Raw genomic sequence first — 26,926 nt, forward strand, 5'->3', positions numbered from 1 at the left:
TCCTGCAGCCATAAGAACATGCTTAGGAGTCAACACATGAAGATGACCAGTGTGAGCAAACGCCTGCGCCGCTCGGCCTGGGCCGTGATCGTCGCCGGTGCATTGGCAGGCTGTGCTACGCCGCAGCCGCCTGCGGCAAAAATCTCCCTGGCGCGTGATTCGGTTGGGCGCGCCTTGGCGGCGCAAGCGACCCAGTTCGCCCCGCTGGAGATGAAAACTGCCCAGGACAAACTGGCACGCATGGAGCAAGCCCTTGGCGAAAAAAATTACATCCAGGTCGACGCCTTGGCCGATCAGATCGAAGCCGATGCCGGCCTGGCCGAAGCCAAGGCCACTGCGGTGCGTAAACAACAAGTCTTGAAGCAAGCGCGGGAGGGCATCCAGGTGCTCAAGCAGGAAATGCTCAACGCCCCCGCGACTACCCACTGAGGATCTTGCCATGCGTGCCACTCTCGTCATTCCTGTTCTTTCGGCCCTGGGCCTGGCCTTGGCCGGCTGCGCTACGCCACCGGAAAACCCGCAACTTCTGCAAGCGCGCAGCCAGTTCTCCAGCCTGCAGCAAAAGCCTGAGTCCAACACCCTGGCGGCGGTTGAAACGCGCATCGCCTCCAACGCACTGGACCGCGCCAACCAGTTGTCACTGCACAGCCGTACTGACCCGCAGATCGATCAGCTCGCGTACCTCGCGACGCAGAAAATCGCCCTGGCTGAGCAGACCATCGTCGGTCGCAAAACCGATGCTCAACTCGACAACATCGCGGTCGACCGTACCCAGGTGCAGCTCGACGTCCGCACTGCGCAACTCAAAGCCTTGCAGGCGATGAAAGCGCAGCCTACCGAGCGTGGCCAGGTCGTCACCTTTGGCGATGTGCTGTTCGATACCGGCAAGGCTGAGTTGAAGCCGGGCAGCCAACGGGATTTCCAGGGGCTGGCGAACTTCCTGTTGCAGAACCCGGAGCGCCAGGTACGCGTTGAAGGTTTTACCGACAGCACCGGTGGCGATGCTTACAACCAGAGCTTGTCCGAGCGCCGTGCCCAAGCGGTTGCCCGTGGCCTGCAACGCCTCGGCGTCGGGGCTGAACGTATTGCAGTGATGGGCTACGGCAAGCAGTTCCCGGTCGCCGATAACCTCAGCGCGCCGTCACGCCAGTTGAATCGCCGTGTGGAAGTGATTGTGTCCAACGATGCGTCGGCGGTCAGCGCTCGTCGCTAAGCGGGCGGGTTGTTCGATGTGGCAGTTGTCGCGCCCCGGCGCGGCATGCCCATGAACCGGGAGCGGCACTGCCGCTCCCGGACTTCACGCTTGCCAGTCGGTAACGTGTATCAGCCGAAGCCAACGATGGCTTTGGTTTCCAGGTATTCCTCAAAACCATAGAGACCGTACTCGCGCCCATTTCCCGAGCGCTTGTAACCGCCGAAGGGCGCCATGGGGTTCCAGGCCGGGTAGTTCAGGTGCACTTGCCCGGCGCGAATGCGCGAGGCGACGGCACGCGCAAGCTCAAGGTCTTGCCCCTGAACATGGGCACCCAGCCCGTAAACCGTGTCGTTGGCGATAGCGACTGCTTCATCGACTGTGTCATACGCAATGATGCAGAGCACCGGGCCGAATATTTCCTCTTGAGCAATGCGCATGGCAGTGGCCACTTCAGAGAACACAGTCGGTCGGGTATAGAAGCCCTTTGCAAAACCCCGCACGCGCCCTGGCCCACCGCACAGCAGTTTTGCACCCTCGTCGAGGCCAGCGGCGATCATTGCTTGCACGCGATCGAATTGTGCGCGGTTGGCGATGGGGCCCAGTTGCGTCTCTTCCAATTGCGGGTCACCCACGATGAGTGCATTGGCAGTCTGCGCGGCCAGTGCCTCGACCTCCGCCAGGCGGTTTCTGGGCACAATCATTCGGGTCGGTGCGCTGCACGATTGCCCGACATTGCGAAACGCTGACATCACGCCCAGCGGCACAGCCTTGGCGAAATCTGCATCGGGCAATAGCAGGTTCGGCGACTTGCCGCCCAATTCCTGTGTGACCCGTTTCACTGTAGGCGCGGCGGCTTGTGCAACCAGTGCGCCGGCGCGGTTTGAGCCGGTGATTGAAATCATGTCGATATCGGGGTGGGCCGCGATGGCTGCACCCACGTCGGGACCGCTGCCGTTGACCAGGTTGAACACACCGGGCGGCAAGCCGGCGTCGTGCAATAGTTGTGCAAAGAGCAGGGCGCTCAGGGGGGACAGTTCGCTGGGTTTCAAGACCACGGTGCACCCGGCGGCGATGGCCGGGGCGACTTTTGCGGTGATTTGATACAGCGGCCAATTCCACGGCGTGATGAGACCGCACACCCCGATAGGTTCGCGTTCGATCGCCGTGCCGTCTTCCACCGTCCGAAAGCGGTAGCTGGCCAGCAGGTCACGTGCGACGCGAACGTGCTCGGCCGCCAGCGGCACCTGCATGGCCCGCGCAAAACTGATGGCAGCGCCCATCTCCAGAGAAAGCGCCTGCGCCAGCGCTTCTTTGCGCTCAAGGATCAATTCATGGACTTTTCCGAGGATTTGCGCGCGCGACTCGACGGAGCGCGCCGACCACGCGGGGAACGCTGCACGCGCCGCCGCGACCGCACGGTCGACATCCTCGGCCGAGCCGCGCGCTACCTCGGCTACCACCTCTTCAGTGGCCGGGTTGACCACCGGCAAACTGGCCGGGACGGCAGGGGGCGTCCAACGGCCGTTGATATAAAACTGCTGAGACGTTGGCAGATCAACGCGGTCGTTATTCGAAGAGTGTGTGGTCATCCAACGAGCTCCTTGGAGCGGTGATAAGCGCTGCGAGCAGCGGGGCCGGGCGTCTGGATACGCTACCAAAACGGCCCAGGCAAAAGATGCCGTTGTTCAAGCCTGCAAGGAATAATCTGCCGTATCCGGCGGGCTGGCCTTGCATCATGCTGAGCCCTAGCCGATCGCTTGAGTCACCAGCGCAAACTGTTGGATCCCGTCGCGCGATTGCGGCGGCACGCCCAGTACCATCCGCGGCGCCCGATCAACGCACGGCAGCCCCAGGCTTTCCAACCAGTCGGCCAACCCGCACTCGCTGAGAATGTCGAAGCGCACAAACGCACCAGGAATCAACTGCAGCAGGTGGCTGATCAACTGTCGGGCCTGGTCCAGGTCCTGCGCGACCACCGGACCAATGATATGGCCGCGACCAAAGCGACGGAGCAGGGCGCAACCCGTCAGGTGCCCGTCTATATCGATGCCGACGACGTGCTCGGCCGTTGGCAGCAGATCGTTGAGGACTGCGGTACGGTCCAGTCCACTGCCGGCATTGGCCAATTCAATCACCTGAGGGTAATCGGCCAGGTTTAACGCACGACATTTTGCAAAGGGCGCCGGCGTTTGCGGGACCCCTTGGTGTTGCTGAATACGCGCGAAGTCAACGAACCCCATGCTTGCATACAGCGGCGCGCCTGACTCGGTGGCATTGAGGATCGGCGTGCGCGGCGCCGCGGCGTCCAGGCACCGCTGCATCAACTGGCGGCCGATGCCTTTGCCTTGATGTTGATCGCTCACGATCACCAGGCCGATGGAGGAATAGGCCCCCTGGTGGCAAGCGAACGCTACGCCCACCAACTGCCCCGCATGCTCGGCGACAAAGCCTTCCGACGTGCGCTGCACCATGGCCCAGTCTTCCTCGCGGTGCGGCCATTTAAGGTGCACCGAGAGCGCGTGGGCGGCGGGCATGTCTGCCGCGGTAGCCGTGCGGTACGCATAGGCGTGGGTCATATGAGTTTTCCTGTGCTGAGAAGGCTTGTGGACAGCTGCGCTGTAAGCGATGGCTGCGTGAACCGGCGGATATCGAAGGGACTGATCAAGGTGCTGGTACTGCCGGTGCTGATCAATTCGGCCATGACATCGCCGACGCCGGGGCCGAGCTGGAAGCCATGGCCGCAGAAACCAAACGCATAAAACAGCCCGTCCACCATGCCGCTTGGGCCCATCACCGGCAGCGAGTCCGGTGTGTAGCTCTCGATGCCGCTCCACACGCGGATGATGTTGAGATTCTCGGCGCCTGGCAAAAGTCGGCGCATCTGCCGCATTTGGTTAAGCAAACTTTCCGGCTTGAAAAACGCCCGTCGGTTGACCATATCCGGGGCGCAACGGTTACCACCCCCGATGATGATGTTGCCACGTGGGATCTGCCGGAAGTAGATCACCTCTTCCTTGATTTTGGTGAACACGCCAATCACGGTCGGTAAGGCGTAGGGCACTGGTTCAGTGACGGACATCTGCGGGCCGTTGGGTTCCAGCGGCACCGGCTCACCGAATTGCTCGGACAACCGGGCTGCCCAGGCGCCGGCGGTAATCAGCAATTGCTCGGCGGCGAACAACTGCCCATCGGTGGTGGTGACGTGGAACAGGCCGTTGACCTTCTGCACGTCGGCCACTTCGGTTCTTTCCTCGATTCGCGCCCCTAGGCGACGCGCCGCACGGGCAAACGCCGGGGCGGCCAGGCGTGGGTTGGCGTGACCGTCGTGGGGCGCGTAGGAACCGCCCTTGACCTCCGGGCCAAGGAAGCCGAAGCGTTGATGCAGCTCGGCGCCGCGATAGATTTTCAAGTCCAGTTGCACCGCTTCCGGCGCGGCGGCATAGGCCTCCAACTCGGCGATTTCGTCTTCGCGGTAACACACGCGCATGTGCCCACTGGGGATGAATTCGAGGTCATCGTCGATCAGTTCCGGCAGGCGCTTCCACAGCGCCCAGGAACGGTTGGCCAATTCAAGCTGCCCCAGGTAGCGCCCCTGGCGACGGACGTTGCCGAAGTTGACGCCGCTGGCGTATTGACCAATCTGATCGCGCTCCAGCAGCGTCACCGCACGGCCGCGCCGGCTCAGGAAAAACGCCGATGAGGCGCCCATGATGCCGCCGCCAATGATCAAGACATCACTTTTTTGCGCGTTCATGAAGGCTCCTCTTGTGCGCCTCGGGCCACGGCTTCGATTTCGATCAGGTAACCATGGTGCAACATCGGGACCGGTACCACGGCGCGGGCTGGCCGGTGCTCGCCCAAATAGTGTGCATAAATGCGGTCAAACGCCGGCCAATGTTCTATCCCGACCACATACACCGTCACTTTGAGCAGGTCGCGGGGGCTCAGCCTGGCTTCCCTGAGGATCGCTATCAGGTTGTCGAGGGCAATCGACGCCTGAATCTCAAACGGTTGATCGGCGCTGTGCTCGCCATTGGCGCGTACCGGCAATTGCCCGGACACGTACATCACGCCGGCGTGGACCACCGCCTGCGAATAGTGCCCGCCCGGCGCTGCCGCGTCTGCGGTATGAATCACCTCTGGATTACCAGCCATGCAAGCGACTCCATGTATGCACCGCGCCGTCGGCGTCGAGGGCGTGATAGTCCGGGAACTGCGCGCCGGTGGCGCAGGCATGGTTGGGCAGGATGCGCAGGCGACTGCCGATAGGGAAGCGCGCGGCAAGCGCGTCACTGTTGGCGGCGCCCAGGGTGATGATGCCATGTTCCTGGTTGGCGCCCGTGACCAGCGCCCCGTCGATCCAGTCGCCCGCTTCGGTACACACTTGGCCATAGCCAAAGTCCTGGCGCTGACGCTGCGTGCCGCGGTCACGGCTCATGGCCATCCAGCCGGCGTCCGTGATGATCCAGCCTTTGTCCGGCTGATGGCCGATCACCGTGGTCAGCACGCTCAACGCCAATTCGTCCGCCCGGCATACGCCAATGTTGTGCATGACCAGGTCGAAGAACACATAGACGCCTGCGCGCACTTCGGTGACGCCGTCGAGGTTGAGCGCCGAGAGCGCAGTGGGCGTGGAACCGATGCTGACTTCCGGGCACGCCAACCCGGCTGCGCGGATGCGCTCGGCGGCGCGGACGCAGAGGGCGCGTTCCTGTTCGGCCAGCGTTTGCAGGGCTTCCAGGGTGTCCAGCTCATAACTGGAACCGGCGTGGGTCATCACACCACGCAGGCGCATACCGCCACTGCTGAGGATGGACGCGACGTCTATAAGCGCAGGGTCTTCAGCGGCCAGGCCGGAGCGATGGCCGTCGCAGTCAATTTCAATCCACACGTCAAAATGTTCAGCGTGCTGCTGTGCAAACGCGACGATGGCCTGGGCACCCTGGACGCTGTCGGTGAGCACGCTCAGGTCGCAGCCTTTGCGCCGCAGTGCCAACGCCTGGGGTAACTTGCCCGGTGCGATGGCAACGGCGTAGAACACATTGCGCAGGCCTTGGGTGAAGCAATGCTCCGCTTCTTTCAACGTGGACACCGTGACGCCGCTGGCCCCCGCAGCGAGCTGCGCCTCGATCACAGGCAGGCACTTGCTGGTTTTGATGTGGGGGCGCAACCGCACGCCGAGGCTGTCCATGCGTTGCTGCATACGCTGGATATTGCGCTGCATTCGCGGGACATCAATGAGCGCTGCTGGCGTGTCGAGAGAGGCAATCGGCGTGGGCATGACGGGTCTCGGATGGCTGGGTACGGCAACACTCTACTCAGGCAACCTTAAGGTGTGGTTCAATCCAGGCTCATCAATCATTAAGTAAAAGTGAATGATCTCCATCGAAGACCTGCGCCTCGCCGTGACGCTTGCACGGTCGGAGTCGCTGAGTGCAGCGGCCAGGGCGCTGAATGTCTCGCCGCCAGCGCTCTCCATGCGCCTGCGTAAGTTGGAGACGCTGCTGGGGCTGACCCTGGCCAATCGCGATGCGCGGCGTCTCAGCCTTACCGCCGATGGCGAGCGGTTTTCGCGTGAAAGCGCGCTGCTGCTGGAACAGCTTGAGGCGCTCCCAGAGTCGTTCAGGCAAAAGGACGAGAGGCTGGTGGGCACGTTGCGGCTGGCGGCGCCGTTTGGCTTTGGTCGACAGCGACTCGCGCCGTTGCTGGCGCGCTTCATACGCCTGCATCCGCAGCTTTGCCTGCACTTGGATTTGCGTGAGACCCCCTGGCCTGATCGGCATGACAGCGACGCAGTGATTCACATCGGCCACCTCAATGACAGCCTGTGGACGGCGCGGCAACTGTCGCCGAACGAACGCTGGCTATGCGCGAGCCCGGCTTATCTGCAAGCGCAGGGCGTGCCGTCGACACCGGACGAGCTCACGGCGCATCGCTGCATTTGCATTCGTGAAAACGATGAAGACGTCACGCTGTGGCATCTGCGCAAGGGCCAGGGGCGCAAGACGCTGCGCATCGAGCCCGTCTTGTTGAGCAACGATGGCAGCGTCGCCCGGCGCTGGGCCGAGCAAGGGCTGGGGTTGGTGCTGCGTTCGCAGTGGGACGTGAGTGACGCCATCGCCAGCGGCAGCCTGGTACGGGTATTGGCCGATTGGCGTTTTGACAGCGCGCCGGTCAACCTGCTGGTGCCGTCGCGCAAGCTTCGCAGCCCGCGCGTGCAGGCGTTGGTGGCGTTTCTGGAAGAGGCATTGAAGGTGTGATCAGCTCGCGCTGATCATTGTTATTTCACCGCATACACCTTGCGTACATAAACCGTGCTGGTCCAGGCGCAGGGGGCGCCTTTGGCGACGAATACGGTGTCGCCGGTGTTGACGGTCACGTCGATACTTTTGTCGTCCTGCAGCGTGACACTGCCCTCGAGCAGGTGCATCAACTCGTGCAGTTTGTGCGGGCGGCCGTGGCGGGCGTAAGGCGTCGAGTCCCAGACGCCGATGCGCAACTCGGTGGCCGCGTCGTCGAACAGGTTGAGTGCGCGGCACTGCGGCGTGGGGCCGATCAGGATCGCAGGTTCCGGGGCGGCCGAGGGGTTGAGCAGGGTGTACGGGTCGAGGAAGGTCAGGCCGGGGCAGGCAGGGGCGTCGGACAGGTCGAGGGCGCAAAACGCCCATTCACTGTTGGCACTCGCCTGTACGGTGAGGTGGGTGCCACGGCCGATCACGGCACTGGCGCCGACACCCAGTTTCAGTGTTTGTCCTGCGCTGCTGAGTACCACTTGGCCGGCGTGCACCACCAGCGTCTCGCTATGGGGGAAGTCTTCGATCACGGCTTCACCGCTGAACTGCACCCGGCCTGCGGACACACCGTCGTCGCCCCGCCAGGCGAGTTGGCGGCTGTCGCCGAAGGGGTCAAGTGCGCTCAACGCTGCGTTGTTGAAAGACGTGGCAACGCTACTGCCGTCGGCGCGAGCCAACAGCAGGATTTGGGGAGATGACATGTGGAGTGCTCCGGGAGGAAAGTCAGCCGATCGCCTGGGTGATCAGGGCAAACGGGTATACGCCTTGGCTGGCCTGGGGCGGCGTGCCCAGGGCCATCTGTGCGACGGTGTCGATGTTTTTCAGGTCGGCGCTCTCGAGCCAGTCGCTGAGGCCGCAGACTACGGGGATGTCGATGCGCACAAAGGTGTCGGGGACCTGCGCCAATAACGCCGCGATCAGGTGCTTGGCCTGGTTGAGGTTCTCGGCGACCACCGGGCCGATGCAGCGGCCACGGCCAAACGGGCGCAGCAGGGCGAAGCCGCGTAACTGGCCGTCGCGCTCGATGCCCACGGCGTGCTCGACCTGCAGGTCGCGCAGCACTTCGCGGCGGTCCAGGCCGCTGGCGGCCTTGGCCAGGGCCAGCAGCGTGGCGTGGTCATCGGCGCCCAGCGCACGGCAGCTTTCGCCGGGTGCCAAGGCCACAAGGTCGGGCACCAACGCCTGGCCTTGATGCTGCTGGACCCGGCCGAACTCGACGAAGCCCTGGCTGGCATACAGCGGCGCGCCGGCGAGGGTGGCGTTGAGCAGGGGCGTGCGTGAATCGCAGGCGGCGAGGGCCTTTTCCATCAAACGACGGCCGATGCCTTGGCCTTGATAGTCATTGCTGACGATTACCAGGCCGATGGTCGCGTAATCGCCTTGGGGGCAGGTGAAAGCGCTGCCGATCAGGCGTTCGCCGTCCATCACCACGAAGCCGTCGCTGACCCGTTGCAACATCGCCCAGTCTTCCAGGCGGTGGGGCCATTTGAGTTGCACTGACAAGGCATGGGCGGCGGGGAGGTCGGCCACTGTCATCGGGCGGTAGGTATAAGCGGGGTGTGGCAGGGTGGACATGGCGAGCCTCCAGGGAACGTGGTTTTTAGCACGGCGAGGGTGCTTGTATCCCACCTGTCCTGGAGGCTGGCAAGAGGGGCGGGCACATTCGGTAGATTCCCCGAGCTGTTCAAGGCGGGACCACAGTTGCTACTTAATTGGTGCAGGTGCGCAGCAGCAAATGCTTCCTGTAGTGAGCGGGCTTGCCCCGCGCTGGGTGGCGACGCCGCCCCAAACCAGGCGACCTGGATTTATCCTGATACTCGGTGGTGTCCTTATTGGGGCGGCTTCGCCACCCGCGCGAGGCAAGCCGCTCACTACAGGTGGCGGGTCAATCAGCCCGCCACACTTTCTGCCGCCCACACCCCCTATTCTTGAGGCCCTGGCCCTGGAAATCCCCATAAAAGCGCACAAACAAAGGCCCTGCCCAAGCCTGGCGCGCACCGCAAACTCTGCTGAGCCCAACCCCCAAAACGGTGGTTTGTATTGAGCGCGGGTCGTTTTAGACGGCATATGCTGATTTCACAGTGGTGTAATGAACCTGTGCTGCAACGAGGCCGACGCGCCGCCAGGGCAGCGAACGCTTGTCACATTCAACTGACTCCAGGACCGCACTCAATGAGCTTTCTTCGCCCCAAATTCATTACGTTCGACTGCTACGGCACGCTCACCAACTTTCATATGGGCACCATGACCCGCGAGCTGTTCGCTGACCGCATCACCCCTGAGCAGATGGACCAGTTCGTCAAGGACTTCTCGGCCTACCGTCTTGACCAGGTCATGGGCGACTGGCGCCCGTACGATGAAATTCTCAAGACCGCCCTGGCCCGTACCTGCAAGCGCTGGGGTATCGACTACCGCGAAGAAGGCCAGCTGTATTACGACGCTGTGCCGACCTGGGGGCCCCATGCGGACGTGCCGGCCGGTCTGTCGAAGATTGCCGACAAGATCCCCTTGGTGATCTTCTCCAATGCCATGGACAGTCAAATCATGTCCAACGTCGACAAGCTCGGCGCGCCGTTCCATAAAGTGTTCACGGCTCAACAGGCCCAGGCCTACAAGCCGCGGCTGGCGGCGTTTGAATTCATGCTCGACAACCTCGGGTGCGGTCCGGAAGACATCTTGCATGTATCTTCCAGCTTCCGTTATGACCTGATGTCGGCCCATGACATGAAGATCAAGAACAAGGCCTTTGTTGCCCGTGGCCACGAAGTGCCGGCCAATGCGTTCTACGGTTACCAGCAGATCACCGATATCGGTGGGTTGCCGGCGTTGGTCGGTCTGTAAACGCGCACCTTGAGGGTAAGACATGGGCAGTGAATCCTATTGGCTCGACACCGCACCGGCGTTTACCGGTGCCCAGCTGGGCGGCTTGCCCAAGCAGGTCGACGTGGCCGTGGTCGGCGGTGGGTTTACCGGCCTGGCGGCGGCGCGGGCCTTGGCGCTCAAGGGCGCCAGCGTCGTGGTGCTGGACGCCGGGCGCGTGATCGGTGAAGCCTCGGGGCGTAACGGTGGGCAGTGCAACACTGGCGTGGCCCAGGATTACGCCGGGCTGCACGCCAGCCTCGGTGCCGCCAAGGCGCGCGCTTATTACCAGGCGTATGAGCGCGCGGTACAGAGCGTGGTGTCGCTGGTCGAGCAGGAAGGGATTGCCTGCGACATGGTGCGCAACGGCAAGCTCAAGCTAGCGGCCAAGCCCATGCATTACGAAGGCCTGGCCCGCACGTGCGAGCTGATCCGCCAGGAGGTGGATGCCGATGTCGAGCTGCTCAGCGCCGAACAGACCCACGCCGAAGTCAACTCGGCGCAGTTCCATGGCGGTTTGCTGCAACGCAACGGCGTGCAGATGCATGTCGGGCGCTTTGGCGTCGGGTTGGCCGAAGCGGCGGCGCGGCGTGGTGCGATGATTTACGAGCACACGGCCGTCAAGGATTGGAAGGCCCAGGCCGGCGGTTATCAGGTCAATACCGCCAAGGGGTCGCTGCACGCCGGGCAAGTCTTGCTGGCCACCGGCGCCTGTCAGCATGGCGACCTTGGCTGGTACCGCCGGCGCATCGTGCCGGTGGGTAGCTTCGTGATTGCTACCGAAGTCTTGCCCCAGGCGTTGATCGACCAATTGTTGCCGCAGCACCGTGCGTACGTCACCAGCCGCATGATCGGCAACTACTTTCGCCTGACCCCGGACAACCGCCTGCTGTTTGGTGGGCGTGCGCGGTTTGCCATGTCCGACAGCGTCTCCGACGCCAAGAGCGGCAAGGTGCTGCAAGCGGCGATGCTGAACATATTCCCGCAGTTGGCGGGGGTAAAAATCGACTACTGCTGGGGTGGGCTCGTGGACATGACGTCCGACCGCCTGCCCCGCGCCGGCCAGCATGGCGGCGTGTTCCATTCCATGGGCTACAGCGGCCATGGCGTGCAGATGTCGGTGCACATGGGCCAGGTCATGGCCGACGTCATGGCTGGCAACACGGCGGCCAATCCGTGGCGTGAACTCGAATGGCCGGCGATTCCCGGGCATTTCGGCAAACCTTGGTTCCTGCCGTTCGTGGGCGCCTATTACCGTTTCCAGGACTATTTGCACTGAGTTGCCGTTGTTGCGTCACCGTCGTTTGCGTTTCCAGGACGCTCCGGACATCCGTGAGCACTCGATTCTTCCGATTATCGACAGGTAGCCTTGCTATGACTGACAAAAAAAACACACCCGAGCTCATTTCCGGCCAGGAAAGCCTGCGGGTGTTTGAAAGTCTCAACCGCGGCATGTCACGCCGCAACGCTTTGCAAATGCTCGGCGTTGCCGGTGTGGCCGCCGCCGGTGCGGGCAGCCTGTTCGGCAGCGCCGGTCAGTTGTTCGCCGATGAAGCCGCCGTTGAGGGCAAAGGCAAGCCCGGTGGCAAGATCCGTGTCGCCGGCATGTCCAGCTCCACCGCCGATACCCTCGACCCGGCCAAGGGCGCACTGTCCACCGACTACGCACGCCACTACATGTTCTACAACGGCCTGACCCGTTTCGATAAGCACCTGGTGCCGCAACTGGAACTGGCTGAGCGCATCGACAATACCGACGCGACCGTGTGGACGATCACCCTGCGCAAAGACGTGACCTTCCACAACGGCAAGGCCCTGACGGCCGCCGACGTGGTGTTCTCGCTGAACCGCCACAAAGACCCGCTCACCGGCTCCAAAGTCATGCCGCTGATGGAGCAGTTCGCCGAGATCAAGGCCAGCGGCCCGAACGAAGTGCAGATTCGCCTCAGCGCGCCAAACGCCGAGCTGCCGTCGATCCTGGCGGTGTCGCACCTGCTGATCGTGCCCGAAGGCACCACCGATTTCGGTAAAGGCATCGGCACCGGACCGTTCACCGTGGGCGAGTTCAAGCCGGGTGTGCGCTCGATTGCCGTGCGCAACAAGAACTACTGGAAACCGGGCCTGCCGTACCTCGACGAGATCGAATTCATCGCCATCGCCGACGAACCGTCGCGGGTCAACGCGCTGTTGTCGGGCGACGTGCACATGATCAACGAGGTCAACCCGCGCTCCACCACGCGCATCGCCGCGAGTGCCAAACACCGGGTCGTGGATGCGCCGTCGGGCAACTACACTGACTTGATCATTCGCCAGGACCAGTTGCCCGGCAAAAGTCCGGAATTCACTCAGGCCATGAAGCTGCTGCTCGACCGTGAGCAGGTCAAGTCCGCGGTGTTCCGTGGGTTTGCCGTGGTCGGCAACGATCATCCGATTGCGCCGGGTTCGCGTTACTTCAACACCGACTTGCCGCAGACGGTCTACGACCCGGAAAAAGCCAAGTTCCTGTTGAAGAAAGCCGGCATGGAAAGCATCACCATGCCCGTCATGGCATCGCCTGCCGCCACCGGTTCGGTGGACATTGCTGTGCTGTTGCAGCAATCGGCCAAACAGGCCGGGCTCAAGCTCGACGTGAACCGCTTGCCGAGCGATGGCTACTGGTCCAACCACTGGATGAAACACCCGCTGAGCTTCGGCAACATCAACCCACGGCCGAATGCCGACGTGATGTTCTCGCAGTTCTTCCAGTCCAAGGCGCCGTGGAACGAGTCCGGCTGGCAGAACGACCAGTTTGACCAACTGCTGATGCTCGCCCGTGGCGAAACCGATGACGCCAAGCGCGCCAAAATGTATGGCGACATGCAGGCGCTGGTGCACGACCACTGCGGTATCGGCGTGCCGGTGTTCATCAGCAACATCGACGGCGTGGACCAGCGCGTCAAAGGCTACGGCACCAACCCGTTGGGCGGTTTCATGGGCTACATGTTTGCCGAGCAGGTGTGGTTGGACGCGTGAGGAGGGCGGTACGATGAATAGCAATACACTGTGGTTGATCGCCCGGCGCGTCGGCGCCGGGGCCGTGACCTTGTTGATCGTGTCCATGGTCGTGTTTGCGATCACGGCGGTACTGCCGGGGGACGCGGCGCAACAATCCCTCGGCCAGTTCGCGACCCCTGAACAGGTGGCGGCACTGCGCCTGAAGCTGGGGTTGGACCAGCCCGGTGTATTGCGGTACCTGCACTGGTTGATGAGCCTGCTCACCGGCGACATGGGCGTGTCGGTCTCCAACGCGATGCCGGTGGGTGAACTGATGGCCGGTCGCGTGCCTAACACCCTGATGCTGGCGGGCGCCACGGCACTGGTCTCGGTGCCGGTGGCGCTGGTACTCGGTATCGGCTCGGCGATGGGCCGGGGCGGGCGCATTGACAGCTGCCTGAGCTTTGTCACCCTGGCCATGGTCGCGGTGCCGGAGTTCCTGGTGGCGACCCTGGCGGTGCTGATCTTCGCGGTCAACCTGGGTTGGTTGTCGGCACTGTCTTACGCCAGCGACATCACCTCGCCGCTGCAATTCATGCGTACCTATGCGTTGCCGGTGATGACGCTGTGCTGCGTGATCGTCGCGCAAATGGCGCGCATGACCCGCGCCGCCGTGATCGACCAGCTCGACAGCCCCTACGTGGAAATGGCCCGGCTCAAAGGCGTCAGCCCCATACGCATCGTGCTGCGCCATGCCCTGCCCAATGCGATCGGGCCGATTGCCAATGCCATCGCCCTGAGCCTGTCGTACCTGTTGGGCGGGGTGGTGATCGTCGAAACCATCTTTAACTACCCCGGCATTGCCAGCTTGATGGTCGATGCCGTGACCAACCGTGACATGGCGCTGGTGCAAGCGTGCACCATGTTGTTCTGCGCGGCCTACCTGGCGTTGGTGCTGCTCGCCGACCTGTGCGCAATCCTGTCCAATCCGAGGCTGAGAAACCAATGAACCCGCTCATTGCGAAATCCAAGCCCGCGTCCTCCGCCCTGGCCCTCGCCAAGGTTTCCAGCGGCCCGTCGTGGCTGGGCCTTTTGGGCGCCGTTGTGTGCGTCGCCTGGTTGCTGGTGGCGCTGTTGGGCCCCTGGCTGGCGCCACACCCCGTGGGTGAAGTGGTGTCCGATAACATCTTCGAAGGCTTCAGCCTCACTCATCCGTTCGGCACTGATTACCTGGGCCGCGACATGCTCAGCCGGGTATTGGTGGGTGCGCGATTCACGGTCGGGCTGGCGTTGGTGGCGGCGTTGTTGGCCAGTACCTTTGGCACCGGGTGTGCGCTGCTGTCGGTGGTGTCGCCCAAGTGGCTGGACGAGATCATCAGCCGCATCATGGATGCCTTTATCTCGATCCCAAGCAAAATGCTTGCACTGATCATGGTCTCGGCGTTTGGCTCGTCAGTCACGCTGCTGATCTGCACGGCGGTGATCAGTTATATCCCCGGCTCGTTCCGCGTTGCCCGCAGCATGGCGGTCAATATCGAGGCCCTGGAATATGTGCAGGTGGCGCGTACGCGCGGCGAAGGCCGTTTGTACGTGGCGTGCATGGAAATCCTGCCGAATATGCTCAACCCGGTGCTGACCGACCTGGGGCTGCGTTTCGGCTACATCGTGCTGTTGCTCAGTGGCATGAGTTTTCTCGGCCTGGGCGTGCAACCGCCAGACGCCGACCTTGGCTCGCTGGTGCGCGAAAACATCGGCGGCCTCAATCAGGGCGCGCTGGCCATCATTATTCCAGCGTTGGCCATTGGCACACTGACCATCGGTGTAAATCTGTTGATCGACTACCTGTCCTCACGACGCAGTCGACGCACGGGAGGCCATTGAAATGACCCAATTGATTCGCGTCGAAGACCTGCGCGTCGTTGCTGGCGACGAAGGCAGCGAGGTAGAAATCGTCAAAGGCGTGAGCTTTTCCCTGGAAAAAGGTGAAGTGCTGGCGCTGATCGGCGAGTCCGGCTCAGGCAAGACCACCATCGCCCTGGCATTGCTCGGCTATGCACGGCGTGGCTGTCGCTTGTCCGGCGGGGTGGTGCAGGTGGGTGAACACGACATGCTCGCCCTGAGTGAAAAACAGCTGCAGGGCCTGCGTGGAAACCGCGTGTCCTATATCGCCCAAAGCGCCGCCGCCGCGTTCAACCCGGCGAAAAAACTCATCGACCAAGTGGTAGAGGGCGCGTTGATCCATGGCCTGGGCACCCGGTCCGAGTTGCAAGCCAAGGCGATCGGCTTGTTTCGTGACCTGGCCCTGCCCAATCCCGAGCGCATCGGCCGGCGTTACCCGCACCAGGTCTCCGGCGGGCAACTGCAACGGGTGATGGCGGCGATGGCGCTGATCAGCGACCCGCTGCTGGTGGTGCTCGACGAGCCGACCACCGCGCTGGACGTGACCACCCAGATCGACGTGCTGCGCGCATTCAAACGCGTGGTGCGCGAGCGTGGCGCGACGGCGGTGTACGTGTCCCACGACCTGGCCGTGGTTGCGCAAATGGCCGACCAGATTGTGGTGCTCAACGGTGGGCAAATCCTCGAGCAGAGCGCCACCGCGCCGCTGCTCAAGACCCCGGCCCATGAGTACACACTCAGTCTGCTGGCCGCCGCGCGGCCGGATACCACCATTCGCCCGCCTTGCGGGATTGCCGAAGACGTACCGCTGCTGACCATCAGCGGCCTCACCGCCGGTTACGGCAACAAGAACATGCAGGGCATGCCAGCGATTCGGGTGCTGGAAGACATCGACCTGACGGTGCGTCGCGGCCAGGCCATCGGTGTGATCGGTGAGTCGGGCTCCGGCAAATCCACGCTGGCGCGTGTGGTCGCGGGGCTGTTGACCCCGGCCATCGGTGGGCTGACGTTTGACGGCCAGCCGCTGGGCGGCAGCCTGTCTGAGCGTACCCCGGAGCAATTTCGGCGCATCCAGATGGTGTTCCAGAACGCCGACACCGCCCTCAACCCGATGCACAGTGTGGCGACCATCCTCAGCCGCCCGCTGAAGATGTATTTCGGCCTCAAAGGCGCAGCGCTACAGGCGCGTATCGGCGAACTGCTCGACCTGGTGCGGCTGCCGCGCACCCTGGCTGAACGTCGGCCCAATGAACTTTCCGGCGGGCAAAAACAACGGGTCAACCTGGCCCGCGCGCTCGCCGCCAAGCCTGACCTGATCCTGTGCGATGAAGTCACCTCGGCCCTCGACACCGTGGTCGGCGCGGCGATCCTCGAACTGCTGCGCGACCTGCGACAGCAACTGGGTGTGTCCTACCTGTTTATCAGCCACGACATCTCCACCGTGCGCGCGCTGTGCGATGACATCGTGGTGATGTACAGCGGCCACAAGGTGCAGGCCGGCAGCCGGCAGTCGTTCGCCGAACCACCGTTCCATCCGTATACCGACCTGTTGATTCACTCGGTACCCGAGTTGCGTCAGGGCTGGCTGGAAAGCTGCGCCACCACCTGCGCGACACTGCCGCCGATTGGCGAGCGGGCCAACGTGCCGGAACTCTGCACCTTCCTCAGTCGCTGCCCGGTACGGGTCGACGGCCTGTGCAACCGCACCGCGCCGAACCGCCGCACCCTGGACAACGGCGGTGAAATTCTCTGCCACCACGACAGCGCCCAGCTGCTGAACACCCAGCAGGGCGTCACGACCATGACCTTGGGAGCGTATGCATGAAAGGGCGTTTTGTGAGGCTGGCCGAGCAGGGCCGGCCGACGGTCAGCCTGACCGTGGATGGCGCACCGGTCGAAGCCTTGCAAGGCGATACCTTGATGGTCGCGCTGCTGACCCAGGGCAACGCCTTGCGCCAATCGGAATTCGACAGCGGGCGCCGCGCCGGCTTCTGCCTGATGGGCGCGTGCCAGGATTGCTGGGTGTGGACCCGCAGCGGCGAACGCCTGCGGGCTTGCTCCAATGAGGTCCGTGACGGACTGGACATTGTCACCACACAACCGGAGGCGACATGGCCACTGCACGGGTAATTATTGTCGGCGCCGGGCCGGCCGGCGTTCGCTGCGCGGAAACCTTGCTGGCGGCCGGCATCAAGCCGATCGTGATCGATGAAAATCGCCGCGACGGCGGGCAGATCTACCGTCGCCAGCCAGACGGCTTTACCCGCGATTACACGACGCTGTACGGCACTGAAGCTGCCAAGGCCCAGGACCTGCACCAGAGTTTCGACCGCCTGCGCGGCGCCATCGACTACCGCCCCGACACCCTGGTGTGGAACCTCACGCCGGGGCAGTTGTGCTGCGTGAGCCAGGGCCGCCACAGCACGGTGGATTACGACGCGCTGATTCTTTGCACCGGCGCCACCGACCGCTTGATGCCCATCGAGGGTTGGCAGTTGGCGGGCACCTACAGCCTGGGCGGCGCGCAGATCGCGCTGAAAAACCAGGCCGTGTCCATTGGTCATCGCGTGGTGTTCATGGGCAGCGGGCCGTTGCTGTACCTGGTCGCGAGCCAATACGTCAAAGCCGGCGCCGAAGTGGCAGCGGTGCTCGACACTTCGCCGCTGAGCCTGCGCCTCAAAGCCTTGCCCAAACTGCTGGCGCGCCCGGCGGTGCTGTTCACCGGGATCAAGCTGCTGGCACAACTGTATCGGGCCAAGGTCGCGGTGCACCTGGGGATCAAGCCGCTGCAAGTCTTGGGCGATGCGGCCAATGGCGTGATGGGCGTGCGGTTCACCACGGGCAGCGGGCGGACTGAGACGGTGCAAGCCGATGCCGTCGCGCTGGGTTACCACCTGCGCCCGGAAACCCAACTGGGCGACCTTGCCGGGTGCGCCATGGCGTTTGATCATGCGTCCAGCCAGTGGTGGCTGGCGACCGATGAGGCCGGGCGCACGTCGGTAAAGGGCGTGTATGCGGCTGGCGACGGTTCGAAAATTCGTGGTGCGGATGCCGCTGAGCACGCCGGGCGCCTGGTGGCGTTGGCACTGCTGGAAGACCTGCAGCAACCGATCAATGCCGGCCTGCGTGATGAACAACAGCAGGCCCTGGCCGTGATGGATCAATTCCGCCTTGGCTTGGCCGAAGCGTTCCCGTGGCCCAGCGAACAGGCCAAGGCGCTGCCGGACAGCGCCATTGTGTGCCGCTGCGAAATGATCAGCGCCGGTGAACTGCGCCGCACGGTGAGCGAGAAGGGCGCCTGCGAGGTTAACCGCGCCAAGGCGTTCAGCCGCGTGGGCATGGGCCGTTGCCAGGGGCGCTATTGCTCCCAGGCCGGCGCAGAAGTGATCGCCGCCGCCGCCGGTGTGCAGGTCCAGGAAGTCGGCCGCCAGCGCGGCCAGGCACCGGTCAAGCCGTTGTCGATGCTCACCGAGGAGGTGTCGCCATGAGCGTGCAAAAAGCCGATGTGGTGATTGTCGGCGGTGGCCTGATGGGCTCGGCGACCGCGTTTTTCCTGCGGCGTCGCGGGCAGTCGGTGATCCTGCTGGAGCGCGACCAGATCGGTCAGTACGCCAGCGGCGTCAATTTTGGCAATGTGCGCCGGCAAGGGCGGTTTCTCGGCCAACTGGCCCTGGCCAACCGTTCCTGGGCCTTGTGGAAACGCTTACCGGAGCTGATCGACGATGATCTGGAGTTCATCCGCAGCGGGCATATGCGCGTGTGTTATCGCGACGATGAAATCGCCGAGTTGGAGGCCTATGCCGCCGCGCCGGAAGCCGCGCAACTGGACCTGAAAATCTATCGTGGCGCCGAGTTGCGTCAACGTTTCGGTTTTCTGGGGCCGGACGTCAAGGGTGGCTCCTACGCGCCCCACGACGGCCACGCCAACCCACGGCTGGCTGCACCGGCGTTTGCCCGGGCCGCCAAGCGCCTGGGCGCGCAGATCGAAGAGCGCACCGAAGTGGCCGAGGTTCAGAAAGTCGGCGCCGACTTCCATATCACCACCATCGACGGCCGCCAGTTCCAGGCCGCGCAACTGCTGATCACCGCCGGCGCCTGGGGCCAGAAACTCTCGGCGCAGTTCGGCGAGCCGGTACCGCTGGACACCCACGGCCCGCAAATGGCGGTGACTGAGCCGGTGCCCTATGCATTGCCAACAGTGATCGGCGTGTACACCAAGATTCCCGAGGAAGTGATCTACTTCCGCCAGATCCCCCGAGGCAATATCGTCATTGGCGGCGGCTACCGCAGCAAACCCGACATGCTTAACCGCCGCGCCTATGTGGAACCGCGCAGCATCCTCAATCAGGTCAACCAGATGCGCCGCCTGCTGCCGGGCGTAGGCAACCTGAGCATCATCCGCGTGTGGAGCGGCATCGAAGGCTACCTGCCGGATTCGTTGCCGATAATGGGTCCCAGCGGCACCGTCGACGGGCTGTTCTATGCCTTCGGTTTTTGCGGCCACGGCTTCCAGCTCGGCCCTGGCGTGGGGGATGTGATGGCCGAACTGCTCAGCACCGGCAGCACCAGCACGCCCATCGAGCCGTTCTCCATCACCCGCTTTGCGGTCCCTGCCGAACAACGGAGCCAGGCCTCATGAAACCCCGCGTCCTCGAGATTCTCAAACAACTGATGGCCTTCGACACGGTGTCATCGGAATCGAACATGGCCCTGATCGACTACGTGCGCGGCCTGCTGCTGGGCAAAGGCATCGAGTCGTTGATCGTCAAGGACCAGAGCGGCAAGAAGGCCAACCTGTTCGCCAGCACCGGGCCCAAGGATCAGCCTGGCGTGTTGCTGTCCGGGCACACCGACGTAGTGCCGGCGGCAGGGCAGGCGTGGACCTTTCCCGCCTTTGCCGCCACCGTGCAGGACGGGCGCATCTATGGTCGGGGCAGTTGCGACATGAAAGGTTTTATCGCCCTGGCCATCGACGCCATGCTCGATGCCGCCGACCACAACCTGAACCGCCCCCTGCAACTGGCCCTGTCCCATGACGAAGAGATCGGTTGCGTCGGGGTGCGGCGCTTGCTCGACGTGTTGCACCTGGCACCGATGCGACCCTTTTTGTGCGTGATTGGTGAACCGACCAATATGCAGTTTGTACTCGGCCACAAGGGCAAGGGGTCCTACCGCACTTATTGCCGTGGGCAGGAGGCGCATTCTTCGCTGGCGCCGCGTTCTGTCAACGCGATCCATGTCGCCTGCGACTTTATCGCCGCCCTGCGTGAGAGCCAGCAGCAGCTGCAACAACAGGGCGCCCAGGACCATGACTACGACGTGCCCTACAGCACGGTGCATGTCGGGCAGATTGTCGGCGGCAAGGCGCTGAACATCGTGCCCAACCTGTGCACCTTGGATTTCGAGGTCCGCAACCTGCCGGCCGACGATCTGGATCAGTTTCTTGAGCAGATGCGCGAGCGTGCCGAGGTGATCGTGCGTGAGGCGCAGAAGCTGTCCAGCGTGGCCGCCATCGAGATTGAAACCGTCAACGTCTACCCTGGCCTCGACACGCATCCCAGCGTCGAAGCGGTGCGCTTCCTCAAACAGTTCGCGGCGCCGGACACCGGCACCTCCAAGGTCTCGTTCGGCACCGAAGGCGGCCTGTTCAAGCAGCGTCTGGATGTGCCAGTGGTGGTGTGTGGGCCAGGCTCTATCGAGCAGGCGCACAAGCCCGATGAGTTTATCGAGATCAGCCAGATGGACGCCGGCGAGCGCTTTTTGCAAGGCTTGCTAGGCTCGCTCAAGGCCTAGCAGAGCCTGCCGTCCTGGGGTGAATTTCAGCACGGCACGCTGCTGTAACCGCACTTTCGGCATCCTCATCCGTGGCAGCTCCCTAGACTGGAACCTGTCTCGGATCAGGACTCGACCATGCTCAAGAATCGCTTGCAAGACCCCAGCCTGCTGGCTGAACTCGCCTACGTGGATGGCCAATGGATTGCTGCCGACAGCGGCGCCACCCTGAACGTCCGCGACCCCGCTACTGGCGGCCTGCTCGCGCAGGTCCCGGCGATGGATGCGGTAGATACCCGCCGTGCCATCGAAGCTGCCGAAAGCGCCTGGCCCGCCTGGCGTGCGCGCCCGGCGGCAGAGCGCGCGGCGCTGCTGGATCGCTGGTACCAGGCGATGCTCGACAACCTCGACGACCTCGCACTGATCATGACCAGCGAGCAGGGCAAGCCGCTCAACGAAGCGCGCGGCGAGGTGCGCTACGGTGCCGGTTTCGTCAAATGGTTCGCCGAGGAAGCGCGCCGGGTCTACGGCGAAACCATGCCGGCGCCCAGTGGCGATCGCCGCCTGCTGACCCTCAAGCAACCGGTGGGCGTATGCGCCGCCATCACCCCGTGGAATTTCCCCAACGCGATGATCACCCGCAAATGCGCACCCGCGCTGGCGGCCGGGTGCCCGATCATCGTCAAACCGTCGGACCTTACACCGCTGTCGGCCCTGGCCCTGGCGGTGCTGGCTGAGCGCGTCGGCATTCCTGCAGGGGTGTTCAATGTGATCACCGGGCTGCCCGCCGACATCGGCGCAGAGCTGACCGGCAACCCGGCGGTGCGCAAGATTTCCTTCACCGGCTCCACGGCGGTGGGCCGCTTGTTGATGCGCCAGAGCGCCGAGCACATCAAGCGCCTGAGCCTGGAATTGGGCGGCAATGCGCCGTTTGTTGTGTTCGATGACGCCGACCTGGAACAGGCGGTGGCCGGCGTGATGATCAGCAAATTCCGCAACGCCGGGCAAACCTGCGTGTGCGCCAACCGCATCCTCGTGCAAGACGGCATCTACGAGCGTTTTGCCGCGCGCCTGGTGGAAGAGGTGGGCAAGCTCAAGGTGGGCAACGGCCTGGAAGACGGCGTGACCATCGGCCCGCTGATCAACCCCGCTGCGGTAAACAAAGTGGCGCGGCATATCGACGATGCCCTCAGCCAGGGCGCTCGATTGTTGTGTGGTGCGATCCCTGCTGGCGACAACCAGTTTGTGCAGCCCACGGTACTGGGGGACGCCCATGCCGGGATGTTGCTGGCCAATGAAGAAACCTTCGGTCCGGTGGCGCCGCTGATGCGCTTTACCGATGAAGCCGACGCGCTGGCCCTGGCCAACGCGACGCCGTACGGCCTGGGTGCCTACTATTTCACCCAGGACTTGAAGCGTTCGTGGCGCTTTGGCGAGGCCCTTGAGTTCGGCATGGTCGGGCTCAATACCGGGATTATCTCGATGGAAGTCGCGCCATTTGGCGGCATCAAGCAATCGGGGCTGGGGCGCGAGGGCAGCAAGTACGGCCTGGACGAGTACCTTGAAGTCAAAGCCTTCCACATCGGCGGCTTGAACTGACAGTCAGTGAGGAGTGGTTCATGAACAAGGCATTCAGGATTGCCGCGATTGCCGGCGATGGCATTGGCAAGGAAGTGTTGCCCGAAGGGCTACGGGTACTGGAACAGGCCGCGAAGATCTGGGACCTGAACCTGAGCATTGAGGTGCTTGATTGGGCGCACTGCGATTACTACCTGGCGCACGGGCAGATGATGCCCGAGGACTGGTTTGAGCAACTCAAGGGCTTTGACGCTATCTACTTCGGCGCGGTCGGCTGGCCGGAAAAAGTCCCGGACCATATTTCCCTGTGGGGCTCGCTACTCAAATTTCGCCGCGATTTCGACCAGTACGTGAACATCCGCCCGGTGCGGCTGTTCCCCGGCGTGCCGTGCCCGCTGGCCGGGCGCGAGCCTGGGGATATTGATTTTGTGGTGATCCGTGAGAACACCGAGGGCGAGTATTCGTCGGTCGGCGGCAAGATGTTTGAGGGCACCGAGCATGAGTTTGTGTTGCAGGAGTCCGTGTTTACCCGGCGTGGGGTCGACCGCATTCTCAAATTTGCCTTCGACCTGGCCCAGACCCGCCCGCGCAAGCGGTTGACGGCGGCGACCAAGTCCAACGGGATTTCCATCAGCATGCCGTACTGGGATGAGCGCACGGCGTTGATGGCGGCGAACTACCCCGACGTGACGTGGGACAAGCAGCACATCGACATCCTGTGTGCGCGGTTTGTGTTGCAGCCGGACCGGTTTGACGTAGTGGTGGCGTCGAATCTGTTTGGCGACATCCTGTCTGACCTGGGGCCGGCGTGTGCGGGCACGATCGGGATTGCGCCGTCGGCGAACCTGGACCCGCAGCGGCGGTTTCCCTCGTTGTTCGAGCCGGTGCATGGCTCGGCGCCGGATATTTATGGGCAGAACATTGCCAACCCGATTGCGATGATCTGGTCGGGGGCGCTGATGCTGGATTTCCTGGGGAATGGGGATGAGCGCTATCGCGCGGCGCATGATGGGATTTTGCGGGCGATTGAACAGGTGATTGCCGAAGGGCCGATTACGCCGGATCTGGGCGGGCAGGGCTCGACGCAGGATGTCGGGCTGGCGATCACTGAAAGGCTCGATTTCTAAGCAGAGCACGGTCAAAAATGTGGGAGCGGGCTTGCTCGCGAATGCGGTGTATCAGTCAAAGATGTACTGACTGAATCACCGCATTCGCGAGCAAGCCCGCTCCCACATTTTGATCTTCATACATCAGTAGCCCAGTGAACGATCCACTTCGCCGACCATGCGCTCGCCGCGCTCAAACCGGCGGATATTTTCCAACAACACCCCAAACGCACTCGCCGGCTGGGTCATCGCCGCAATATGCGGCGTCAGCACAATCTGCGGATGATCCCAAAACGGATGACTCGCCGGTGCAGGCTCCTCCTGCAACACATCCAACACAGCGCCACTCAACCGGCCGCTGCCCAATGCCTCCAGCAAATCCGCTTCAACCAGATGCCCCCCACGGCCCATATTGATCAACGCCGCCCCCTGTGGCAGTTGCGCAAACACGCGCCGATTGAGGATGCCCTGCGTCTGCTCGGTCAGCGGCAGCACACACAGCAGAATGTCGCACTGACTGAGAAACGCCGGCAGTTGCGCTTCTCCTGCATAACACTCCACCCCTGAAACCTGGTGCGCGCTGCGTGCCCATCCCGACAACGCAAACCCCAGCGGCGCCAACGTCGCTAGAATCTCTCGCGCCTGGGCGCCCAGCCCCATCACCCCAACCCGCCGATTCACCGCCGGTTGCAACAGGTGCGCCTGCCAGCAGCGCGCAACCTGCTGCTGGCGATAACGCAACATATCCCGGTGCAGGCTGAGCACGGCCCAGCTGGCGTATTCGCACATGCCACGGGTGATGCCCGGGTCGAGCAGGCGCACCACCGGCAGCGCCGGCGGCAAGCGAGACAGGTCCAGTTGATCGACACCGGCCGACAGCGCAAACAGCACTTTGAGGTTGGGCAGCAATTGCGCCACATCCTCCGGGGCTGTCCAGGCGGCGAGGTACTCGACCTCTTCGGGGTTGCCGATGTCTGGCCAGGCACGCCATTCGATATCCGGGGCATGGTGGGCAAAGAGCGCCTGCCACTGTTGGCCGCGCACCGGATCAGCTTTGTAGAGCAAGGCCATGGGCATTTCCTGCTGGATAAAGGGAAGCCTCATCATCGCCCATACCCCGGCGCAGGATCTGTTGAAAGGCGGGGGCAAAACAGTTGATCCGAATTTCTCACGGGGCAAGTTCGGCTGAGTGCGTTGCCCGCAGGCCGTAATCTGAACAGCATCGCAACCACCTCCAGGTTGCCGGACTCACGATGGGAAATGCCATGAATAGCAAAGTCGACGAAACCCCTCATTTGCTCCGTCAGCGCGAGCAGTTCGTGCCCCGTGGGCTGGTGACCGCGCATCCGCTGGTGATCGACCGCGCCCAAGGCGCTGAGTTGTGGGACGTGGATGGCAAGCGTTACCTGGACTTCGTTGGCGGCATTGGCGTGCTGAATATCGGCCACAACCACCCTAAAGTCGTGGCGGCTGTGCAGGCCCAATTGCAGAAGGTGTCCCACGCGTGTTTCCAGGTTGTGGCTTACCAGCCTTATCTCGACCTGGCCCAGCGCTTGTGTGAAATGGTTGGCGGTGAGGAGGCCTATAAAGCCGCGTTCTTCACCTCCGGCGCCGAAGCGGTAGAAAATGCGGTGAAGATCGCCCGCGCCCACACCAATCGTTCGGCGGTGATCGCCTTTCGTGGCGGCTTCCATGGCCGTACGTTGCTGGGCACTACGCTCACGGGGATGAGCCAGCCTTACAAACAAAACTTCGGCCCGTTCGCGCCGGAGGTATTCCACACCCCCTACCCGAACGCTTATCGCGGGGTGACCAGCGAGGTCGCGCTCAAGGCGCTGGATGAGTTGCTGGCAACCCAGGTCGCGCCGGAGCGCGTTGCGGCGATCATCATTGAACCCGTGCAGGGCGACGGTGGTTTCCTCACGGCGCCGCCGGAGTTTCTGCAGGCGCTGCGCGCGTTGGCCGACAAGCACGGCATTGTATTGATCCTCGACGAGATCCAGACCGGCTTCGGTCGCACCGGCACCTGGTTCGGTTTCCAGCACGCCGGCATCAGGCCCGACCTGGTCACCGTGGCCAAGAGCCTGGCCGGAGGCTTGCCGTTGTCCGGCGTGGTCGGCAAGGCGCACATCATGGATGCGCCGCTGCCCGGCGGCCTCGGCGGTACCTATGGCGGTAACGCCCTGGCCTGTGCGGCGGCGCTGGCGGTCATCGAAGCGTTTGAGCACGAGCAGTTGCTGGCGCGCAGCCAAGTGCTGGGCGAGCGTTTGCGTCAGGGTTTACTCGGTTTGCAGGCGCGCTTCGCGAACATCGGCGACGTACGCGGCACCGGTTTTATGCTGGCCATCGAGCTGATCAAGAATGACCCTGAGCGCACCCCGGATGCCGACCTCAATCAACGGGTGATCGACGCCGCCCGCGCCGGTGGTTTGCTGGTGATCAAGTGCGGCGTACACCGCAACGTACTGCGCTTCCTCGCGCCGTTGGTGACCACCGAGGCGCAGGTCGACGAAGCCTTGCAGATTCTCGACGCGGCCTTGGCACGGGTCTTGAACTGAGGCTGTGCCCGCTAGGGGCGAAATGCATCAAGGGAGGCTTGACCCACCATGGGGCTGACAGATTATCGGGCGTTGCTGATTGACTGCGATGAAGTGCTGGTGGATCGGGATTCGGGGGTGTGGGCGGCGTTGCAACCGCTGCTCGACAGCCGTGGTGGGCAGCCAACCCGGGAGGCCGTGCTGGCCGAATACGACGCGGTCGTTGCCGCGCTCTATCCGCGGTTTGCTGAGCTAGGCTTCAGTGGCGTGTTGTGTTTCGCTCATCGCCAGATGGCTGAAAAGTGGGGCCTGCATGCCAGTTGGGAGGAGGGCATGAGCTTTGCCCGTTCCGCGGGCAATTGGTCGCTGTTCGAGGATGCGCCGGGGGCGATGCTGTACCTGCGTAAGTTTTATCGCCTGCTGGTGCGTGGCGACCGCGATGCCGAGGATCGCGGGATGTTGTGCGAGCGCCTGGGGATTGCACCGGAAGATTTCATTTCCCTGGCCGATGACCCGCAATGGCACAATCCTCAAGCCTTTGATGAGCAGCCGATTCTGCACGTGACGCGTCCGTCGGTCGGCGCAGAGCACGCGCTGGACCGCTGTTTGATCGGCCGCCAACGGGCCAGACAGCCTTCGCCTTGCGCGGCGGAGTACTGCATCAACAGCATGGCGGATCTGGTGGCGCAGCATCAGCTGTCTTTACGGCGCTGA

The 26,926-nt window shown here is 63.3% G+C and carries 25 protein-coding genes; 17 read left to right on the forward strand and 8 right to left on the reverse strand.

What is annotated here, in order from left to right; genetic code table 11:
• Window positions 1-36: 36 nt before the first annotated feature.
• Together BFP95_RS26045 and BFP95_RS26050 are read left to right on the forward strand one after the other, a co-directional pair.
• Window positions 37-429 (forward strand): DUF4398 domain-containing protein, encoded by a 393-nt coding sequence (locus BFP95_RS26045; protein ID WP_065874031.1) that lies wholly within the window; start codon window positions 37-39, stop codon window positions 427-429.
• Between the two features lie 10 nt (window positions 430-439).
• A complete protein-coding gene (locus BFP95_RS26050; protein WP_065874030.1) occupies window positions 440-1,213 on the forward strand; it encodes an OmpA family protein in 774 nt (257 codons plus the stop codon).
• Between the two features lie 110 nt (window positions 1,214-1,323).
• Here the strand turns inward: BFP95_RS26050 and BFP95_RS26055 are convergent, their stop codons facing one another.
• The 5 genes from BFP95_RS26055 to BFP95_RS26075 form a co-directional block, all read right to left on the reverse strand.
• Window positions 1,324-2,784, reverse strand: coding sequence for an aldehyde dehydrogenase family protein (locus tag BFP95_RS26055; RefSeq protein WP_065874029.1), 1,461 nt, complete (start codon window positions 2,782-2,784; stop codon window positions 1,324-1,326).
• 156 nt (window positions 2,785-2,940) lie between these two features.
• Window positions 2,941-3,771, reverse strand: coding sequence for a GNAT family N-acetyltransferase (locus BFP95_RS26060; protein ID WP_065874028.1), 831 nt, complete (start codon window positions 3,769-3,771; stop codon window positions 2,941-2,943).
• Window positions 3,768-4,949, reverse strand: a complete 1,182-nt coding sequence (locus BFP95_RS26065; protein ID WP_065874027.1) for an NAD(P)/FAD-dependent oxidoreductase — start codon at window positions 4,947-4,949, stop codon at window positions 3,768-3,770. The genes BFP95_RS26060 and BFP95_RS26065 overlap by 4 nt, the downstream gene beginning before the upstream one ends.
• Window positions 4,946-5,350 carry a RidA family protein gene (locus tag BFP95_RS26070; protein ID WP_065874026.1) on the reverse strand — a complete coding sequence of 135 codons (405 nt, stop codon included), beginning with the start codon at window positions 5,348-5,350 and terminating at the stop codon, window positions 4,946-4,948. The genes BFP95_RS26065 and BFP95_RS26070 overlap by 4 nt, the downstream gene beginning before the upstream one ends.
• Window positions 5,340-6,476: a DSD1 family PLP-dependent enzyme gene (locus BFP95_RS26075; RefSeq protein ID WP_065874025.1), complete on the reverse strand. Its 1,137-nt coding sequence runs from the start codon at window positions 6,474-6,476 to the stop codon at window positions 5,340-5,342. Before BFP95_RS26075 ends, BFP95_RS26070 begins: the two co-directional genes overlap by 11 nt.
• 94 nt (window positions 6,477-6,570) lie before the next feature.
• Here BFP95_RS26075 and BFP95_RS26080 point away from each other — a divergent pair, with 94 nt between their 5' ends.
• Window positions 6,571-7,455: a LysR family transcriptional regulator gene (locus BFP95_RS26080; RefSeq protein WP_065874024.1), complete on the forward strand. Its 885-nt coding sequence runs from the start codon at window positions 6,571-6,573 to the stop codon at window positions 7,453-7,455.
• A gap of 20 nt (window positions 7,456-7,475) precedes the next feature.
• Here BFP95_RS26080 and BFP95_RS26085 read toward each other — a convergent pair whose 3' ends face one another.
• Together BFP95_RS26085 and BFP95_RS26090 are read right to left on the reverse strand one after the other, a co-directional pair.
• Window positions 7,476-8,189, reverse strand: a complete 714-nt coding sequence (locus tag BFP95_RS26085) for a cupin domain-containing protein (RefSeq protein ID WP_065874023.1) — start codon at window positions 8,187-8,189, stop codon at window positions 7,476-7,478.
• 22 nt (window positions 8,190-8,211) lie between these two features.
• Window positions 8,212-9,063 (reverse strand): GNAT family N-acetyltransferase, encoded by an 852-nt coding sequence (locus tag BFP95_RS26090; protein ID WP_065910902.1) that lies wholly within the window; start codon window positions 9,061-9,063, stop codon window positions 8,212-8,214.
• 597 nt (window positions 9,064-9,660) lie between these two features.
• Between BFP95_RS26090 and BFP95_RS26095 the strand changes: the two genes are divergently transcribed.
• The 12 genes from BFP95_RS26095 (at window position 9,661) to BFP95_RS26150 (ending at window position 23,696) form a co-directional block, all read left to right on the forward strand.
• Window positions 9,661-10,329, forward strand: a complete 669-nt coding sequence (locus tag BFP95_RS26095) for a haloacid dehalogenase type II (protein ID WP_065875916.1) — start codon at window positions 9,661-9,663, stop codon at window positions 10,327-10,329.
• Window positions 10,330-10,351: 22 nt separating this feature from the next.
• Window positions 10,352-11,626 (forward strand): NAD(P)/FAD-dependent oxidoreductase, encoded by a 1,275-nt coding sequence (locus BFP95_RS26100; RefSeq protein ID WP_065875918.1) that lies wholly within the window; start codon window positions 10,352-10,354, stop codon window positions 11,624-11,626.
• A gap of 95 nt (window positions 11,627-11,721) precedes the next feature.
• Window positions 11,722-13,359 carry an ABC transporter substrate-binding protein gene (locus BFP95_RS26105; protein WP_065875920.1) on the forward strand — a complete coding sequence of 546 codons (1,638 nt, stop codon included), beginning with the start codon at window positions 11,722-11,724 and terminating at the stop codon, window positions 13,357-13,359.
• A 13-nt stretch (window positions 13,360-13,372) separates the two neighbouring features.
• Entirely contained in the window at window positions 13,373-14,329 is a 957-nt protein-coding gene (locus tag BFP95_RS26110) for an ABC transporter permease (RefSeq protein WP_049712489.1), read from the forward strand.
• A complete protein-coding gene (locus tag BFP95_RS26115; protein WP_065875922.1) occupies window positions 14,326-15,201 on the forward strand; it encodes an ABC transporter permease in 876 nt (291 codons plus the stop codon). The genes BFP95_RS26110 and BFP95_RS26115 overlap by 4 nt, the downstream gene beginning before the upstream one ends.
• 1 nt (window position 15,202) lies before the next feature.
• Window positions 15,203-17,044, forward strand: coding sequence for an ABC transporter ATP-binding protein (locus BFP95_RS26120; RefSeq protein WP_065875924.1), 1,842 nt, complete (start codon window positions 15,203-15,205; stop codon window positions 17,042-17,044).
• A complete protein-coding gene (locus BFP95_RS26125; protein ID WP_065875926.1) occupies window positions 17,041-17,349 on the forward strand; it encodes a (2Fe-2S)-binding protein in 309 nt (102 codons plus the stop codon). Before BFP95_RS26120 ends, BFP95_RS26125 begins: the two co-directional genes overlap by 4 nt.
• Complete coding sequence (locus BFP95_RS26130; RefSeq protein WP_065875927.1) at window positions 17,331-18,707, forward strand: FAD/NAD(P)-dependent oxidoreductase; 1,377 nt, start codon at window positions 17,331-17,333, stop codon at window positions 18,705-18,707. The genes BFP95_RS26125 and BFP95_RS26130 overlap by 19 nt, the downstream gene beginning before the upstream one ends.
• The gene (locus tag BFP95_RS26135) at window positions 18,704-19,858 is read left to right on the forward strand and encodes an NAD(P)/FAD-dependent oxidoreductase (RefSeq protein WP_065875929.1); all 1,155 of its coding nucleotides are present in this window, start codon (window positions 18,704-18,706) and stop codon (window positions 19,856-19,858) included. Before BFP95_RS26130 ends, BFP95_RS26135 begins: the two co-directional genes overlap by 4 nt.
• Window positions 19,855-21,012 carry an acetylornithine deacetylase gene (gene argE, locus BFP95_RS26140; protein WP_065910903.1) on the forward strand — a complete coding sequence of 386 codons (1,158 nt, stop codon included), beginning with the start codon at window positions 19,855-19,857 and terminating at the stop codon, window positions 21,010-21,012. The genes BFP95_RS26135 and argE overlap by 4 nt, the downstream gene beginning before the upstream one ends.
• A gap of 117 nt (window positions 21,013-21,129) precedes the next feature.
• Window positions 21,130-22,590, forward strand: coding sequence for an NAD-dependent succinate-semialdehyde dehydrogenase (locus tag BFP95_RS26145; RefSeq protein WP_065910904.1), 1,461 nt, complete (start codon window positions 21,130-21,132; stop codon window positions 22,588-22,590).
• Window positions 22,591-22,610: 20 nt separating this feature from the next.
• Window positions 22,611-23,696 carry a tartrate dehydrogenase gene (locus BFP95_RS26150; RefSeq protein ID WP_065875934.1) on the forward strand — a complete coding sequence of 362 codons (1,086 nt, stop codon included), beginning with the start codon at window positions 22,611-22,613 and terminating at the stop codon, window positions 23,694-23,696.
• A 123-nt stretch (window positions 23,697-23,819) separates the two neighbouring features.
• On the opposite strand, the gene BFP95_RS26155 is transcribed toward BFP95_RS26150, so the two are convergent.
• Window positions 23,820-24,746, reverse strand: a complete 927-nt coding sequence (locus BFP95_RS26155) for a 2-hydroxyacid dehydrogenase (protein WP_065875935.1) — start codon at window positions 24,744-24,746, stop codon at window positions 23,820-23,822.
• A 194-nt stretch (window positions 24,747-24,940) separates the two neighbouring features.
• On the opposite strand from BFP95_RS26155, the gene gabT reads away from it, so the two are divergent.
• Window positions 24,941-26,233 (forward strand): 4-aminobutyrate--2-oxoglutarate transaminase, encoded by a 1,293-nt coding sequence (gabT, locus tag BFP95_RS26160; RefSeq protein WP_065875936.1) that lies wholly within the window; start codon window positions 24,941-24,943, stop codon window positions 26,231-26,233.
• Between the two features lie 48 nt (window positions 26,234-26,281).
• A complete protein-coding gene (locus BFP95_RS26165; RefSeq protein ID WP_065910905.1) occupies window positions 26,282-26,926 on the forward strand; it encodes a 2-haloalkanoic acid dehalogenase in 645 nt (214 codons plus the stop codon).

It is taken from the genome of Pseudomonas sp. 58 R 12 (assembly GCF_900005865.1).
Lineage (GTDB): Bacteria > Pseudomonadota > Gammaproteobacteria > Pseudomonadales > Pseudomonadaceae > Aquipseudomonas > Aquipseudomonas tritici.

Bases quoted from the DNA above. Each gene is read 5' to 3' on its own strand.
- BFP95_RS26120 (WP_065875924.1), top strand. From the start codon at position 15,203: ATGACCCAATTGATTCGCGTCGAAGACCTGCGCGTCGTTGCTGGCGAC.
- BFP95_RS26145 (WP_065910904.1), top strand. From the start codon at position 21,130: ATGCTCAAGAATCGCTTGCAAGACCCCAGCCTGCTGGCTGAACTCGCC.
- BFP95_RS26045 (WP_065874031.1), top strand. From the start codon at position 37: ATGAAGATGACCAGTGTGAGCAAACGCCTGCGCCGCTCGGCCTGGGCC.
- BFP95_RS26110 (WP_049712489.1), top strand. From the start codon at position 13,373: ATGAATAGCAATACACTGTGGTTGATCGCCCGGCGCGTCGGCGCCGGG.
- BFP95_RS26105 (WP_065875920.1), top strand. From the start codon at position 11,722: ATGACTGACAAAAAAAACACACCCGAGCTCATTTCCGGCCAGGAAAGC.
- BFP95_RS26050 (WP_065874030.1), top strand. From the start codon at position 440: ATGCGTGCCACTCTCGTCATTCCTGTTCTTTCGGCCCTGGGCCTGGCC.
- BFP95_RS26155 (WP_065875935.1), bottom strand. From the start codon at position 24,746: ATGGCCTTGCTCTACAAAGCTGATCCGGTGCGCGGCCAACAGTGGCAG.
- BFP95_RS26080 (WP_065874024.1), top strand. From the start codon at position 6,571: ATGATCTCCATCGAAGACCTGCGCCTCGCCGTGACGCTTGCACGGTCG.
- BFP95_RS26060 (WP_065874028.1), bottom strand. From the start codon at position 3,771: ATGACCCACGCCTATGCGTACCGCACGGCTACCGCGGCAGACATGCCC.
- argE (WP_065910903.1), top strand. From the start codon at position 19,855: ATGAAACCCCGCGTCCTCGAGATTCTCAAACAACTGATGGCCTTCGAC.
- BFP95_RS26115 (WP_065875922.1), top strand. From the start codon at position 14,326: ATGAACCCGCTCATTGCGAAATCCAAGCCCGCGTCCTCCGCCCTGGCC.
- BFP95_RS26065 (WP_065874027.1), bottom strand. From the start codon at position 4,949: ATGAACGCGCAAAAAAGTGATGTCTTGATCATTGGCGGCGGCATCATG.
- BFP95_RS26085 (WP_065874023.1), bottom strand. From the start codon at position 8,189: ATGTCATCTCCCCAAATCCTGCTGTTGGCTCGCGCCGACGGCAGTAGC.
- BFP95_RS26055 (WP_065874029.1), bottom strand. From the start codon at position 2,784: ATGACCACACACTCTTCGAATAACGACCGCGTTGATCTGCCAACGTCT.
- BFP95_RS26165 (WP_065910905.1), top strand. From the start codon at position 26,282: ATGGGGCTGACAGATTATCGGGCGTTGCTGATTGACTGCGATGAAGTG.
- BFP95_RS26130 (WP_065875927.1), top strand. From the start codon at position 17,331: ATGGCCACTGCACGGGTAATTATTGTCGGCGCCGGGCCGGCCGGCGTT.
- BFP95_RS26135 (WP_065875929.1), top strand. From the start codon at position 18,704: ATGAGCGTGCAAAAAGCCGATGTGGTGATTGTCGGCGGTGGCCTGATG.
- BFP95_RS26125 (WP_065875926.1), top strand. From the start codon at position 17,041: ATGAAAGGGCGTTTTGTGAGGCTGGCCGAGCAGGGCCGGCCGACGGTC.
- BFP95_RS26095 (WP_065875916.1), top strand. From the start codon at position 9,661: ATGAGCTTTCTTCGCCCCAAATTCATTACGTTCGACTGCTACGGCACG.
- BFP95_RS26090 (WP_065910902.1), bottom strand. From the start codon at position 9,063: ATGTCCACCCTGCCACACCCCGCTTATACCTACCGCCCGATGACAGTG.
- BFP95_RS26070 (WP_065874026.1), bottom strand. From the start codon at position 5,350: ATGGCTGGTAATCCAGAGGTGATTCATACCGCAGACGCGGCAGCGCCG.
- gabT (WP_065875936.1), top strand. From the start codon at position 24,941: ATGAATAGCAAAGTCGACGAAACCCCTCATTTGCTCCGTCAGCGCGAG.
- BFP95_RS26075 (WP_065874025.1), bottom strand. From the start codon at position 6,476: ATGCCCACGCCGATTGCCTCTCTCGACACGCCAGCAGCGCTCATTGAT.
- BFP95_RS26150 (WP_065875934.1), top strand. From the start codon at position 22,611: ATGAACAAGGCATTCAGGATTGCCGCGATTGCCGGCGATGGCATTGGC.
- BFP95_RS26100 (WP_065875918.1), top strand. From the start codon at position 10,352: ATGGGCAGTGAATCCTATTGGCTCGACACCGCACCGGCGTTTACCGGT.